The following is a 13,982-nucleotide window of genomic DNA, read 5'->3' as shown; positions in this document are numbered from 1 at the left end:
CCGCCGCATGGGCCATGCCGGCGCCGTGATCTCCGGCGGCCATGACACCGCCGACCACAAGATCGAGGCGCTGAAGGCCGCCGGCATCGCCGTCGCCGACTCCCCGGCATCGCTCGGCAAGACCATGCTCGCGGCGATGAAGGGCTGATCCCTTCCGCGGACGATGCGAAGCCCCGACCGGCCCAGCCGGTCGGGGCTTTTTGATGTCCGGATCCCTCGATTCGGACCGTTCGCGCCGGTCACGATGTCGCGTTTGCGTTCTTTGCGGGGGAGATCTGTCGTAATGGCGCCGGAAATTGCTCGTTCCGCGCCCGACATACCTTTCATCTCTTGGACTTTCGGCGTAGGTTGCGCGCCACTTGGAGCCCCGTCCCCCCAAGGGACCGCCCGGCCGCGGCGTCAACGCGGCCACCGACCGCCAGGGAAACGGCCGGAGACCGGCCGTTGGAAATAATGGGTAGCCCGTCGGAGCAAAGCTCCTTCCTGTTCGCCCCGAATGCCGATTTCATCGCCGAGCTGCACGATCGCTATCGGGCCGATCCGGCCTCGGTGGACGAGAGCTGGCGTGCCTTCTTCGCCGGTCTCGGCGAAGGCGAGGCGGAGGTCGACACCGGACCATCCTGGAGCCCGCAGAACGGCGCCATCCCCGCGGCCAGGCTGAACGGCCTCGGCGAGGCCTTCGGGCTGGAGGCGCCGACCGAGGCGCCGCCGGCCAAGGGGGCAAAGCCCGGCAAGGCCCCGGCCGCGCCTGCCGCCGCTGTCGCCCCGGATGCCGACGCGATCCGCCGCGCCGCCCATGACACGCTGCGGGCGATGCAGCTGATCCGCGCCTATCGCGTGCGCGGGCACCTGCTGGCCGATCTCGACCCGCTGGGCCTGACCACGCACAAGCCGCACCCGGACCTCGACCCCGCCACCTACGGCTTCACCGAGGCCGACATGGAGCGGCCGATCTATGTCGCCGGCCAGCTCGGCCTCGACACGCCGACGCTGCGGCAGATCGTGACCCGGCTGCGCGCCACCTATTGCGGCCATATCGGCGTCGAGTACATGCACATCCAGGACCCGGCGATCCGCGCCTGGATCCAGGAGCGGATCGAGACGATCGAGAACCGCACCGAGTTCACCCCGGCCGGCAAGCGCGCGATCTATGAGCGCCTGACCGCGGCCGAGACCTTCGAGCGCTTCCTGAACGTCAAATACACCGGCACCAAGCGCTTCGGCCTGGACGGCGGCGAGGCGATGATCCCGGCGCTGGAGCAGGTGCTGAAGCGCGGCGGGCAGCTGGGCCTCGAGGATGTCGTGTTCGGCATGGCCCATCGCGGCCGGCTGAACACCCTGACCAACGTCATCGGCAAGTCGTTCACCGCGATCTTCTCGGAATTCCAGGGCAACCCGGCCAACCCCGAGGACGTGCAGGGATCGGCCGACGTGAAGTACCATCTCGGCACCTCGTCCGACCGCGAGTTCGACGACAAGGTCATCCACCTGTCGCTGACCGCGAACCCGTCGCATCTCGAATGCGTCAACCCGGTGGTGGTCGGCAAGGTCCGCGCCAAGCAGACCCAGCGCCGCGACGAGGACCGCACCGCCGTCCTGCCGCTGCTGATCCATGGCGACGCCGCCTTCGCCGGCCAGGGCGTGGTGGCCGAGACGCTGATGATGTCCGACCTCAAGGGCTATCGCGTCGGCGGCACCGTCCATTTTGTCATCAACAACCAGATCGGCTTCACCACCGCGCCGGTCTATTCCCGCTCGGGCCCCTACTGCACCGACGTGGCGCGGGTGGTCCAGGCGCCGATCTTCCACGTCAACGGCGACGATCCGGAAGCGGTCGTCCACGCCTCGCGCATCGCCATCGAGTTCCGCCAGGAATTCGGCCATGACGTGGTGGTGGACATGTTCTGCTACCGCCGCTTCGGCCACAACGAGGGCGACGAGCCGGCCTTCACCCAGCCGCTGATGTACAAGACCATCGCCCAGCACCCGCCGGTGCGCGAGCTGTACGCCCGGCAGCTGGTCGATGAGGGCTTGCTGACGTCCGACGAGGCCGAGGGCGTGGTCCGCGACTTCCAGAAGCATCTGGAAGCGGCGTTCCAGGCCGCCACCTCCTACAAGCCGAACAAGGCGGACTGGCTGGGCGGCGCCTGGTCGGGCCTGACCGCGGCCGTTGGCGACGAGCGCCGCGGCGCCACCGCGGCGCCGGACGGGCTGCTGCGCGAGGTCGGCAGCGCCATCAGCACCGTGCCGCAGGGCATCAACGTCAATCCCAAGGTCGTGCGCCAGCTCAAGGCCAAGGCGCAGATGATCGAGTCCGGCCGCGACATCGACTGGTCGACCGCCGAGGCGCTGGCCTTCGGCACGCTGGTGGCCGAGGGCATCCCGGTACGGCTGTCCGGCCAGGATTCCGGCCGTGGCACCTTCAGCCAGCGCCATTCGGTGCTGGTCGACCAGGAGACCGAGGAGCGCTACGTCCCGCTGAACCATGTCCGCGAGGGCCAGGCGACCTTCGAGGTGCATGACAGCCCGCTGTCGGAATTCGCGGTGCTGGGCTTCGAATACGGCTATTCCCTGGCCGAGCCGCGGGCCCTGACGCTGTGGGAGGCGCAGTTCGGCGACTTCGCCAACGGCGCCCAGACCATCATCGACCAGTTCATCTCCTCCGGCGAGCAGAAGTGGCTGCGCATGTCCGGCCTGGTGATGCTCCTGCCGCACGGCTATGAGGGCCAGGGGCCGGAGCATTCCTCGGCCCGGATCGAGCGCTACCTGCAGCAATCGGCCGAGGACAACTGGCAGGTGGTCAACCTGACCACCCCGGCGAACTACTTCCACGCGCTGCGGCGGCAGATGCACCGCGACTTCCGCAAGCCGCTGGTGGTGTTCACGCCGAAGTCGCTGCTGCGGCACAAGGACTGCGTCTCGACCCTGGCCGATTTCGGCAACGGCTCGGGCTTCCACCGGGTGCTGCCGGAGACGGCGGAGCTGGTGGCCGGGGAGTCGGTCAAGCGGGTCGTGATCTGCTCCGGCAAGGTCTATTACGACCTCAAGAAGGAGCGCGACGAGCGCGGCCTGAAGGACGTCGCCATCATCCGGCTGGAGCAGCTGTTCCCGTTCCCGCGCAAGACGCTGGGCGCGGAACTGGCGAAGTATCCGAACGCCGACGTGGTGTGGTGCCAGGAGGAGCCCGAGAACCAGGGTGCCTGGTACTTCGTCGACCGCAAGATCGAGGCCGCCCTGGGCGAGATCAAGCATCGCAGCGCCCGGCCGCGCTACGCCGGCCGGCCGGAGGCGGCAGCCCCGGCCACCGGCCTGCTGCGCCGTCACAACCAGGAACAGGCCAAGCTGGTCGACGAGGCCCTGTCGGCCGGCTGATCCCGGCCAACTGACTCCAAATGGCCCGAGCACGGCCCGCACGGACCGGAAGGAATGGAGACTCTATGAGCGTCGAGATCAAGGTGCCCGCCCTGGGCGAATCGGTGACCGAGGCCACCGTCGCCCGCTGGCTGAAGAAGCCGGGCGAGGCCGTGGCCATGGATGAGCCGCTGGTCGAGCTCGAGACCGACAAGGTGACGCTCGAGGTCAACGCCACCGCCGCCGGCGTGCTGGAATCGGTGGTCGCCGAGGAAGGCGCCAATGTCGAGGTCGGCGCGCTGCTGGGCAGCATCGGCGAGGGCAGCGGCGCCCCGGCCGCCAAGCCGGCGACCAAGGCCGAGGCGGCCAAGCCCGCCGCCGCGGCTCCGGCTCCCGCCAAGGTGAATGGCGGCGACGCGCCGATCGCCATGCCGTCGGCGGCCAAGATCATCGCCGAGAACAGCCTCGACGCCGGCGCCATCGCCGGCAGCGGCAAGGGCGGGCGCATCCTGAAGGAGGACGCGCAGGCCGCGGCTTCCGGCGGCGCCAAGCCGGCCGCCGCTCCTGCTTCGGGCAGCGTGATCGAGGTCCCCGCCTTCACCCGTCCGGAGAGCGGCCCGCGGCCGAAGAAGGACCGGGAGGAGCGGGTGCGCATGACCAAGCTGCGCAAGACCATCGCCACCCGGCTGAAGCAGGCGCAGAACAACGCCGCCATGCTGACGACCTTCAACGAGGTCGACATGACGGCGCTGATGGCGCTGCGCAACCAGTACAAGGACAGCTTCGAGAAGAAGCACGGCGTGAAGCTGGGCTTCATGTCCTTCTTCCTGAAGGCCTGCATCGTCGCGCTGAAGGAGCTGCCGGCGGTCAATGCCGAGATCGACGGCGACGACCTGGTCTACAAGAACTACTACGACATCGGCGTCGCGGTCGGCACGCCGAACGGGCTGGTGGTGCCGGTGGTGCGCGACGCCGACGGCCTGACCTTCGCCGAGGTCGAGAAGACCATCGGCGACCTGGGCCGCAAGGCGCGCGACGGCAAGCTGTCGATGGCCGACCTGACCGGCGGCACCTTCACCATCTCGAATGGCGGCGTCTACGGCTCACTGATGTCGACGCCGATCCTGAACCCGCCGCAGTCGGGCATCCTGGGCATGCACAAGATCCAGGAGCGGCCGATGGCGGTGGGCGGCAAGCTCGAGATCCGGCCGATGATGTACCTGGCCCTGTCCTACGACCACCGCATCATCGACGGGCGCGAGGCCGTGACCTTCCTGGTCCGGGTCAAGGAGTGCCTGGAGGATCCGCAGCGCATCCTGCTCGACATGTGATCGATCGGAAGGGCACGCTGGGCGTGCCCTTCTTCGTTTCGGAGCCCGGCTTGACCCGCCCCGTCCTTCTCGCCCTGCCCATCCTGCTTGCCATCGCGGTGCCGGCCTCGGCCCAGGAGGCCGAGGGCTGGGGCACCGGCACCCACATGGGCACCGCCTATGCCGGGCTGACCAATGCCGACGGCGCCCATCTCGGCGTCTACTGCGCCGAAAACATCGCGCCGCAGGGCGCCCAGGCGATCCGCACCGGCGCCTATGTGCTGTTCTCGCTGCCCCGCAAGCTGACCCTGGAGGCGAAGTCGGTGCCGGTGACCTTCACCGTCGACGGCAAGGCCACGGCGGTGCCGATGGCCGTCACGGCCGAGGAGGTCGCGACCAGCTTCGACTGGGCCCCGACCAAGACCTTCACCACCGACCAGATGAGGGCGCTGGTCGAGTCCCTGCGCCGCGGCGAGGCGCTGACCGTCGGCCTTGCTGAGCCGGCGGTGACCGCGGTGACCGAGCCCTTCACCCTCGCCGGCTCCGGCGCCGCGCTGGAGAACATCCTGGACTGCGCCAAGCGCTGACCGCGCCCCAGTCTTGACTTGAACCCAGCCTTGACTCGAACCTGGCGGAGCGGCTAATTACTAGAACGAACGTTCGATCGAGTGTGATGTGTTCCCCGACACCGACAGCAAGCGGTGCGCGATCCTGAAGGCGACATTGGAGCTGGTGGCGGAGCGTGGCTTCCACGACACGCCGATGTCCCAGGTCGCCAAGCGGTCGGGCGCCAGCCCCGGCGTGATCTACCACTACTTCGCCAGCAAGGACGAGCTGATCCGCGACCTCTACAAACAGGTCAAGACGGTGAAGGCCCGGGCCATGCTGCAGGGCGATTTCGACGACGTTCCGCCGAAGGAGGCGTTCAAGCGCAGCTGGCGCAACGCCTATGATTTCTACCGCACCCACCGGCTGGAGGCCCGGTTCCTCGAGCAGTACGAGAACTCGCCCTACCACTGCCCGACCGACCTGCAGGAGCTGGCGAGGGAGGACAAGAACTTCGCAATCCTCGCCCGCCGGCTCGGCCTGGTCGACGGCGGCAGCCCGTTCAAGCCGCTGCCGTCGGACATCGTCCACGACCTGTCCTTCGCCGTCGCCGCGCGCCTCGCCCGGCGGGCGCCGGACGAGCCGCTGGACGACGCGACCCTGGACGATATCGCCGAAGGGTGCTGGCGCGCCGTTGCCAGAAACCCGTGAGGTTTTAGCTGCATTAGAGCGAACGTTCGATCTAGATCTTGATCCAGATCCGCGGACAACGCGGACAGCCAGCCCCGGCGCGGTGCCCGGTTCCCCGCACCGCATCCAGATTGGGACATCGACCATGGTGAAGCTCAACATCAATGGCGCCGACCACGAGCTCGACATCGATCCGCAGATGCCGCTGCTCTGGGCGCTCCGCGACCATCTCGACATGACCGGCACCAAGTTCGGCTGCGGCCAGGCGCTGTGCGGCGCCTGCACCGTGCATCTGGACGGCCAGCCGGTGCGGTCGTGCCAGACCTTCGTCGGCGATGTCGGCGACGGCAAGATCACCACCATCGAGGGCGTGTCGGGCAAGGTCGCCGAGGCCGTGCGCGCCGCCTGGACCAAGCTCGACGTGGTGCAGTGCGGCTACTGCCAGTCCGGCCAGATCATGTCGGCGATCGGCCTGTTGAGCCAGACGCCGAAGCCGACCGACGACGACATCGTCTCGGCGATGGATGGCAACATCTGCCGCTGCGGCACCTATCAGCGCATTCGCCTCGCGATCCACGACGCCGCCGCGTCGCTGGCCTGAACCGGAGGGACGATCCATGTTTGCTCAGCCCATCGTCGTCCCGGCCGTGCCCGGGACCGCTGACGATCTCGCCAGGCCGAATCGCCGATCCTTCCTGAAGGGCGCCAGCGCCCTGGGCGGCGCCCTGGTGATCGCCACCCACCTGCCCCTCGTCCGCCGGGCCATGGCCGCGGCCGGCGACCTCGCCGTCAACGCCTTCGTCCGCGTCGCCCCGGACGACACCGTCACGGTGCTGATCAAGCACTGCGAAATGGGCCAGGGCGTGACCACCGGCCTGACCACCATCGTCGCCGAGGAGATCGACGCCGACTGGGGCCAGATGCGCTTCGAATTCGCCCCGGCCGACGCCAAGCTCTACAACAACCTCGCCTTCGGCCCGATCCAGGGCACCGGCGGGTCGACCTCGATCGCCAATTCCTGGGACCAGCTGCGCAAGGCCGGCGCCACCGCCCGCGCCATGCTGGTGCAGGCGGCCGCGGCGGAGTGGCAGGTCCCGGCCGGTGAGATCACCGTGCAGAAGGGCGTCGTCAGCCACGCCTCCGGCAAATCCGCCCGCTTCGGCGAACTCGCCGGCAAGGCGGCGACGCTGACCCCGCCGGCGGATGTGACACTGAAGGACCCGAAGGCCTTCACCCTGGTCGGCGGGCATGTGCCGCGGCTGGACACGCCGGCCAAGATCACCGGCAAGGCCGGCTTCTCGATCGACGTCCGCCGGCCCGGCCAGCTGACCGCGCTGGTCGCCCATCCGCCGCGCTTCGGCGGCACGGCGAAGAGCGTGGACTCCGCCGCGGCGAAGCAGGTGCCGGGCGTGGTCGACGTGGTCACCATCCCGACCGGCGTCGCGGTCGTGGCCCGCGACACCTGGTCGGCGATGCAGGGCCGCGAGGCGCTGAAGGTGGAGTGGGACTTCGCCAAGGCCGAGAGCCAGTCCACCGACGCGATCCTGGCCGGCTACAAGGCCACGGCGCAGACGCCCGGCCTGACCGCGGGCAAGCGCGGCGACGCCGCGGCGGCGCTGCAGAAGGCGGCCAAGCTGGTGGAGGCGGAGTTCGAGTTCCCCTACCTGGCCCATGCGCCGATGGAGCCGCTGAACGGCGTGCTGGAGCCGACCGCCGACGGCGCCGTGTGGTGGGCGGGGTCGCAGTTCCAGACCATCGAGCAGGCGACGATCGCCGCCATCCTCGGCCTGAAGCCGGAGCAGGTGACGATCACCTCGACCTACATCGGCGGCTCCTTCGGCCGGCGCGCCACGCCGGACGCCGACTACGCGGCCGAGGCGGCGATGATCGTCAAGGCCACCGGCATGAAGGCGCCGATCCACCTGATGCGGACCCGCGAAGACGACATGAAGGCCGGCTATTACCGGCCGATGGTCTACCACAAGGTCCGGGCCGGGGTGGATGCGGCCGGCAACGTCAGCGGCTGGGACCACACCGTGGTCGGCAAGTCGATCATGATCGGCACCTCCTTCGAGGCCTTCGCGGTGAAGGACGGCATCGACGCCACCAGCATCGAGGGCGCGTCGGACACCGCCTATGCGGTGCCGGACCTGACCGCGACGGTGCACAACGCCAAGGAGGGCGTGCCGGTGCTGTGGTGGCGCTCGGTCGGGCACACCCACACCGCCCATGCGGTCGAGACCGTGGTCGACGAGCTGGCCCATGCGGCCGGAAAGGACCCGGTCGCCTTCCGCGCCGAACTGCTGAAAGACCAGCCGCGCCATGCCGGCGTGCTGGCGCTGGTGGCGGAGAAGGCGGGCTGGGGCCAGCCCCTGCCGGCGGGCAGCGGCCGCGGCGTCGCCGTGCACCAGTCCTTCGGCACCTATGTCGCCACCGTGGCCGAGGTCTCGATCAAGGACGGCGCGCTGAAGGTCGACCGGGTGGTCGCAGCCGTCGATTGCGGCATCGCGGTCAACCCGGACGTGATCCACGCCCAGGTCGAGGGATCGGTCGGCTTCGCCCTGTCCGTCGTCCTGCGCAACAAGATCACGCTCAAGGACGGCGAGGTCGAGCAGGCCAATTTCGACACCTATGAGCCGACCCGGATGTCGGAGATGCCGAAGGTCGAGGTGCACATCGTGCCCTCGGCCGAGGCGCCGACCGGCATCGGCGAGCCGGGCGTGCCTGGGCTGGCGCCGGCGATCGGCAACGCGGTCTTCGCCGCGACCGGCCAGCGCCTGCGCTCGCTGCCGCTCGACCTGTCGAAGCTGACCAGCACCTGATCATTCGGCCCGGATGCCAGATGCGAGGCCCGCCTTGTGCGGGCCTCGTTCGTTTCAGGGGCGTGCGGCCACCGCCGCCATCCGGGACGAGATCGCCGCCAGTTCGGCCCGCAGCAGCGGTGTGGCGTGGTCGATGAAGGCGCGCAGCACGGCGTTGCGGCGCGGCACCGGGTGGAACACCAGATGCACCGGGGTCGGGTCCGGCTCGAAGCCGGGCAGCAGCGCCACCAGCCGGCCGGCCGCCAGATGGTCGACCACCTGGTAGGACAGCACCCGGCAGATGCCGCTGCCGCGAAGGGCGGTGTCCACGGCCGTGCCGGCGCTGTTGAGGACGATGCGCGGCTCGAGCGCGACCGGGACCGTGCGGGCGCGGGACGCGGACCGGTCGGTGAAGCGCCACAACTCGCGGCCGCCGCCCTCCTCCGCACCGATGCAGATGTGCCGTGACAGCGCCGCCGGCTGCTCCGGCGCGCCGCATCGATCGAGATAGGACGGGGCGGCGCAGGTCAGCTTCCGCACCTCGCCGAGGCGGACCGCGACGATGCCGGACTCGGGCAGCGGCGCCAGCCGGACCGCGACGTCCACGCCCTCGTCGACCAGATTCACCACCCGGTTCAGCAGCAACAGCCGCGCCCGCACCGCGGGGTGGCCGGCCAGGAACCGCTCCAGCACCGGCATCACCTTCAGCCGGCCGAACAGCTCCGGCGCGGTGATGCCGATCGTCCCCTCCAGCCGGCCGGCATCCGGGTTCCGCTCCGCCTCCTCCAGCTCGGCCAGGACGCTGCGATAGATCGCGACCTGGCGCTCGCCGCCGGCGGTCAGCCGCAGGGTGCGGGCGTTCCGGTGCAGCAGCCGTTCGCCCAGCCGGGCCTCCAGCGTCGCGATCGCCCGGGTGACGGTGGCCGGCGACCGCCCCAGGGCGCGGGCCGCGGCGGCCAGCGATCCCTGGTCCACGACCGCCAGGAAGATGGCCATGGCGTCGAGCCGGTCCATGATTTCAGATCCTGCAATTTCAGATTGCGACTATGCCGACTTATTGCAGAAACGGAAACTGCCCACATCGGCTTCGACCACAACGCACGAGGCGATGATGACACGGCACCTGGGCAGGCGATCCCTGCTGACCCTTCTCGGCGGGCTCGGCCTGCTTCCCGCCACCGCGCGGGCGGCCGACCAGCGACCGGCGGCCCCTCTTCCTGAAAGGGCGGGCACCATGACCGTGCGATACGGCACGAAGCAGGTCGGCGACGTGTCGGTGTTCTACCGCGAAGCCGGGCCGGCCGACGCGCCGGTGCTGCTGCTGCTGCACGGCTTCCCGTCCGCCAGCCACATGTTCCGGGACCTGATCCCGCTGCTGGCCGACCGCTACCGGGTGATCGCGCCCGACCTGCCGGGCTTCGGCAACACCGTTGCCCCGCCGCGCGGGTCCTTCGATTACAGCTTCGACCGGCTGGCCGAGGTGATCGGCGGCTTCACCGACGCCATGGAGCTGACGCGCTACGCCCTCTACATCTTCGACTACGGCGCCCCGACCGGCCTGAGGCTGGCGCTGAAGCATCCGGAGCGGATCAGCGCCATCATCAGCCAGAACGGCAACGCCTATATCGAGGGGCTGAGCCAGGAATGGGGGCCGTGGCAGGCCTATTGGCGCGAGCCCACGGCCGAGCACCGGGAGGCCTGCCGCGCCTCTCTGACCGACGACGCGATCCGCTTCCAGTACCAGCACGGCGCGCCGGCCGAGCTTCTGTCGCCCGACGGCTACACCCTGGACAGCCGGTACATGCGGCGGCCGGAGGCGCAGGAGATCCAGCTGGACCTGATCCTGAGCTACCGCACCAATGTGGCGCTGTATCCGGAGTTCCAGGCCTATTTCCGCGCCCACCGGCCGCCGCTGCTGGCGGTCTGGGGCAAGAACGACGCGTTCTTCATCCCGCCGGGGGCCGAGGCCTACAAGCGCGACCTGCCGGATGCCGAGATCCATTTCGTCGATGCCGGCCATTTCGCGCTGGAGACCCATCACGCCGAGATCGCCGGGCTGATCCGGGACTTCCTGGGGCGGCAGCGAGCCTGACCGCCCGGCCGTCGCGTTGGCTGCCGCGGCAATTCGCACCTGACCCGCGCGGCGAAACCGGTTAAAACCGCGCCGCGCGGCAACGGTCCCGCCCCCTGAGGACCGCCCGGAGAGCCGCGCCGGACCAGCGTGATGGGCTACGTCGTCAAAGAGATCTTCAAGACCCTGCAGGGCGAGGGCCGCCATGCCGGGCGCGCCTCGGTGTTCTGCCGCTTCGTCGGCTGCAACCTGTGGACCGGCCGCGAGCAGGACCGCGCCGAGGCGGTGTGCCGGTTCTGCGACACCGACTTCCTGGGCACCGACGGGCCGGGCGGCGGCCGCTTCGGCACGGCCGAGGCCCTGGCCGCGGCGATCGCGGCCTGCTGGGACGGGCCGGAGGCGGAGCGCTTCGTCGTGTTCACCGGCGGCGAGCCGCTGCTGCAGCTGGACCGCGCCTTGCTGGACGCCATCCATGCCCGCGGCTTCGCCGCCGCGGTCGAGACCAACGGCACCATCGAACCGCCGGCCGAGCTGGACTGGGTCTGCGTCAGCCCCAAGGCCGGCGCGCCCCTGGCCGCGCGCCGCGGCGACGAGCTGAAGCTGGTCTACCCCCAGCCAGGGCTGCTGCCCGAGGCGGTGGCCGGTCTCGACTTCACCCATTTCTGGCTGCAGCCGATGGACGGGCCGGACCGCATCGCCAACACCGAGGCGGCGGTCGCCTATTGCCTGTCGCACCCGCAATGGCGGCTGAGCCTGCAGACCCACAAGCTGATCGGCATTCCATGAAAATTGTCTGGCCATGAGGATCACCCAGGCCTTCACCTTCGAGGCGGCGCACCGTCTGCCCAATGTCCCGGCGACGCACCGCTGCCACCGGATGCACGGCCATTCCTACCGGGTCGAGCTGCGGCTGGAGGGGCCGGTCGATCCCGAATCCGGCTTCGTCGTCGACTTCTTCGACGTCGAGGCCGCCTTCGCGCCGATCCTGGCCCGGCTGGATCATCACTGCCTGAACGAGATCGAGGGGCTGGAGAACCCGACGGCCGAGCACATCGCGATCTGGATCTGGGACCGGGTACGGCCGACGCTGCCGCTGCTGGCCGCTGTCGCCGTCTACGAGACCCCGAACTGCTGGGCGGACTATGATGGCCGGTGACCAGGGCGAGAGGGCTGCGGCCGAGGGCGCGCTGGTGCTGTTCTCCGGCGGGCAGGATTCGGCCACCTGCCTGGCCTGGGCGCTGGAGCGCTTCGGCCGGGTCGAGACAATCGGCTTCGACTACGGCCAGCGCCACCGGGTCGAGCTCGACGTCCGGCCCGGCATCCTGGATTCGATGCGCAGCCGTTTCCCGACCTGGGCCGGGCGGCTGGGCGACGACCAATTGCTGGACCTCGGCGTGCTCGGCCAGGTCAGCGACACGGCGCTGACCCGCGACGTCGAGATCGCGATGCAGGACAACGGCCTGCCCAACACCTTCGTGCCCGGCCGCAACCTGGTGTTCGTCACCTTCGCCGCCGCCCTGGCCTATCGCCGCGGCCTGCGCCACCTGGTCGCCGGGGTCTGCGAGACCGACTATTCCGGCTATCCGGACTGCCGCGACGACACCATGAAGGCGATGCAGCTGGCGCTGAACCTGGGCATGGAGACCCGCTTCGTGCTGCACACGCCGCTGATGTGGATCGACAAGGCCGAGACCTGGCGCCTGGCCGAGTCCCTGGGCGGCGCGGCGCTGGTCGGGCTGATCCGCGACCAGACCCACAGCTGCTATCGCGGCGACCGCAGCCAGTCGCATGACTGGGGCCGCGGCTGCGGCGAATGCCCGGCCTGCGCCCTGCGGGCCGAGGGCTGGCGCCGGTTTCGCGACCCCAGCCCGCCGGCCGCCTAGCCTCACACCGCGTCGAAGCTGATGTCGGCCAGGCGCTCGCTCAGCGGCCACAGCCGGGCCGCCGCCTCCGGGTCCATCGCCCAGGGGCTGACGCCGCGCCGCTCCTCGCTGTTGCCGGGCACCGGCTCGGCCACGTCGCAATCCTCGCAATAGACGCCGCCCAGCCCGTCCAGCTGCGGACTGGTGGCGCACCAGACCTGGGTCGCGGCGCCTTGCTCGACCGTCTTGAAGCCCTGGCGCCGTTCCAGCCGGACCTCGCCCGTCTCCTCGTCGACCAGGCCGAACCTGCGGAAATCCTCGATGTCGAGATGGCGCACGAGGTCGGTCAGGATCCCGCCCGGATGCACCGAGAAGGCGCGCACCCCGGCGGATTCGCCACGACGGTCCAGCTCCAGCGCGAACAGGGCATTGGCGGTCTTCGACTGGCCGTAGGCCTGCCACTTGTCATAGTCCCGGCGCTCGAAGTTCGGGTCGTCGAAGTCGACCGGCGCGAAGCGGTGCCCGGCCGAGGAGACCGACACGATTCGGGCCCCTTCGGCCCGGCGCAGCGCCGGCCACAGCCGCGCCGTCAGCCGGAAATGGCCGAGATGGTTGGTGGCGAATTGCAGCTCGTAGCCGCGGGCGTCGCGGGTCAGCGGCGGCGCCATGACCCCGGCGCTGTTGATCAGAATCGGCAGCTTCCGGCCGCTGGCCAGGAAGCGGTCGGCGAAGGCGTCGATCGAGGCCGGGTCGGCGAGGTCGAGCGTCTCCAGCTCGACCCGCCGCATCCCGGCCAGCGCGGCCCCGGCCTTGGCCGCGTCGCGGGCCGGCACCACCACGGTCGCCCCGGCCTCGGACAGCACGCGCGTCGTCTCCGTCCCCAGGCCGGAATAGCCGCCGGTGACGATGGCGGTGAGGCCGGAGAGATCGCGGCCGGCGAGCGCCTCGACAGCCGTGGTCGTCGCCCCGAATCCGGAGCGGATGGGGAATTGTCTGCTGGGCATGATCTGCTTCGCTGAGAAGGGGACATCGGCCTGCCTGGGCCGGTGATGCCATCCTGGACTGGTCCGTCCGGACCAGGAATGCAATAAACTCCGGATCTCTGTCGCGATCGTCCGAAGGCCCCGCATGGACCCGCTGTCCGACATCCTGTCGCTGCTGAATCCCCGAGGCTCGGTCTCCGCCGGCTTCCGGGCCGGTGGCGACTGGGCGCTGCGGCTGCCGGCGCCCGACGGCGTCAAGTTCTACGCCGTGGTCGAGGGCGGCTGCTGGCTGGCCGTCGACGGCCAGCCGCCGGCCCGGCTGCGGTCGGGCGACTGCTTCCTGACGTCGAAGTCGCTGCCCGACCCCC

Annotated in this window: 13 protein-coding genes and 1 pseudogene; 12 read left to right on the top strand and 2 right to left on the bottom strand. The window is 70.1% G+C overall.

Going from position 1 to position 13,982, the window contains the following annotated elements:
• The 7 genes and pseudogenes from ACTOWL_RS36365 to ACTOWL_RS36335 all read left to right on the top strand — a co-directional run.
• Positions 1-148, top strand: a pseudogene (locus ACTOWL_RS36365) (succinate--CoA ligase subunit alpha); the annotation flags it as partial.
• Positions 149-453: 305 nt separating this feature from the next.
• Positions 454-3,372, top strand: a complete 2,919-nt coding sequence (locus ACTOWL_RS36360; protein WP_441326194.1) for a 2-oxoglutarate dehydrogenase E1 component — start codon at positions 454-456, stop codon at positions 3,370-3,372.
• 65 nt (positions 3,373-3,437) lie between these two features.
• A complete protein-coding gene (gene odhB / locus ACTOWL_RS36355; RefSeq protein WP_441326193.1) occupies positions 3,438-4,682 on the top strand; it encodes a 2-oxoglutarate dehydrogenase complex dihydrolipoyllysine-residue succinyltransferase in 1,245 nt (414 codons plus the stop codon).
• A gap of 50 nt (positions 4,683-4,732) precedes the next feature.
• Positions 4,733-5,248 carry a hypothetical protein gene (locus tag ACTOWL_RS36350; RefSeq protein WP_441326192.1) on the top strand — a complete coding sequence of 172 codons (516 nt, stop codon included), beginning with the start codon at positions 4,733-4,735 and terminating at the stop codon, positions 5,246-5,248.
• Between the two features lie 88 nt (positions 5,249-5,336).
• Positions 5,337-5,918 (top strand): TetR/AcrR family transcriptional regulator, encoded by a 582-nt coding sequence (locus ACTOWL_RS36345; RefSeq protein ID WP_441326191.1) that lies wholly within the window; start codon positions 5,337-5,339, stop codon positions 5,916-5,918.
• A 124-nt stretch (positions 5,919-6,042) separates the two neighbouring features.
• Positions 6,043-6,498, top strand: a complete 456-nt coding sequence (locus ACTOWL_RS36340) for a (2Fe-2S)-binding protein (protein WP_441326190.1) — start codon at positions 6,043-6,045, stop codon at positions 6,496-6,498.
• Positions 6,499-6,514: 16 nt separating this feature from the next.
• Positions 6,515-8,719, top strand: a complete 2,205-nt coding sequence (locus ACTOWL_RS36335; protein WP_441326189.1) for a molybdopterin cofactor-binding domain-containing protein — start codon at positions 6,515-6,517, stop codon at positions 8,717-8,719.
• Between the two features lie 54 nt (positions 8,720-8,773).
• Here the strand turns inward: ACTOWL_RS36335 and ACTOWL_RS36330 are convergent, their stop codons facing one another.
• Positions 8,774-9,712, bottom strand: a complete 939-nt coding sequence (locus tag ACTOWL_RS36330; protein WP_441326188.1) for a LysR family transcriptional regulator — start codon at positions 9,710-9,712, stop codon at positions 8,774-8,776.
• Between the two features lie 220 nt (positions 9,713-9,932).
• Here ACTOWL_RS36330 and ACTOWL_RS36325 point away from each other — a divergent pair, with 220 nt between their 5' ends.
• The 4 genes from ACTOWL_RS36325 to queC all read left to right on the top strand — a co-directional run bounded on the left by ACTOWL_RS36325 (position 9,933) and on the right by queC (position 12,652).
• A complete protein-coding gene (locus ACTOWL_RS36325) occupies positions 9,933-10,790 on the top strand; it encodes an alpha/beta fold hydrolase (protein WP_441326187.1) in 858 nt (285 codons plus the stop codon).
• Positions 10,791-10,922: 132 nt separating this feature from the next.
• Complete coding sequence (gene queE / locus ACTOWL_RS36320; RefSeq protein ID WP_441326186.1) at positions 10,923-11,555, top strand: 7-carboxy-7-deazaguanine synthase; 633 nt, start codon at positions 10,923-10,925, stop codon at positions 11,553-11,555.
• A 13-nt stretch (positions 11,556-11,568) separates the two neighbouring features.
• The gene (gene queD / locus ACTOWL_RS36315) at positions 11,569-11,925 is read left to right on the top strand and encodes a 6-carboxytetrahydropterin synthase QueD (RefSeq protein ID WP_441326185.1); all 357 of its coding nucleotides are present in this window, start codon (positions 11,569-11,571) and stop codon (positions 11,923-11,925) included.
• On the top strand, positions 11,915-12,652 hold the full coding sequence (gene queC / locus ACTOWL_RS36310) for a 7-cyano-7-deazaguanine synthase QueC (RefSeq protein WP_441326184.1): 738 nt from the start codon (positions 11,915-11,917) through the stop codon (positions 12,650-12,652). Before queD ends, queC begins: the two co-directional genes overlap by 11 nt.
• A 2-nt stretch (positions 12,653-12,654) precedes the next feature.
• Here the strand turns inward: queC and ACTOWL_RS36305 are convergent, their stop codons facing one another.
• On the bottom strand, positions 12,655-13,635 hold the full coding sequence (locus ACTOWL_RS36305; RefSeq protein ID WP_441326183.1) for an oxidoreductase: 981 nt from the start codon (positions 13,633-13,635) through the stop codon (positions 12,655-12,657).
• Positions 13,636-13,759: 124 nt separating this feature from the next.
• Here ACTOWL_RS36305 and ACTOWL_RS36300 point away from each other — a divergent pair.
• Positions 13,760-13,982, top strand: a 223-nt coding sequence (locus ACTOWL_RS36300) for a cupin domain-containing protein (protein WP_441326182.1), incomplete at its 3' end; no start/stop codon positions are given.

The sequence above is a fragment of the Inquilinus sp. CA228 genome, from assembly GCF_052078665.1.
Taxonomy (GTDB): Bacteria; Pseudomonadota; Alphaproteobacteria; order DSM-16000; family Inquilinaceae; genus Inquilinus.
The sequence above is the reverse complement of the archived record's forward strand: the minus strand, read 5'-3'. Positions and strand labels throughout refer to the sequence as shown.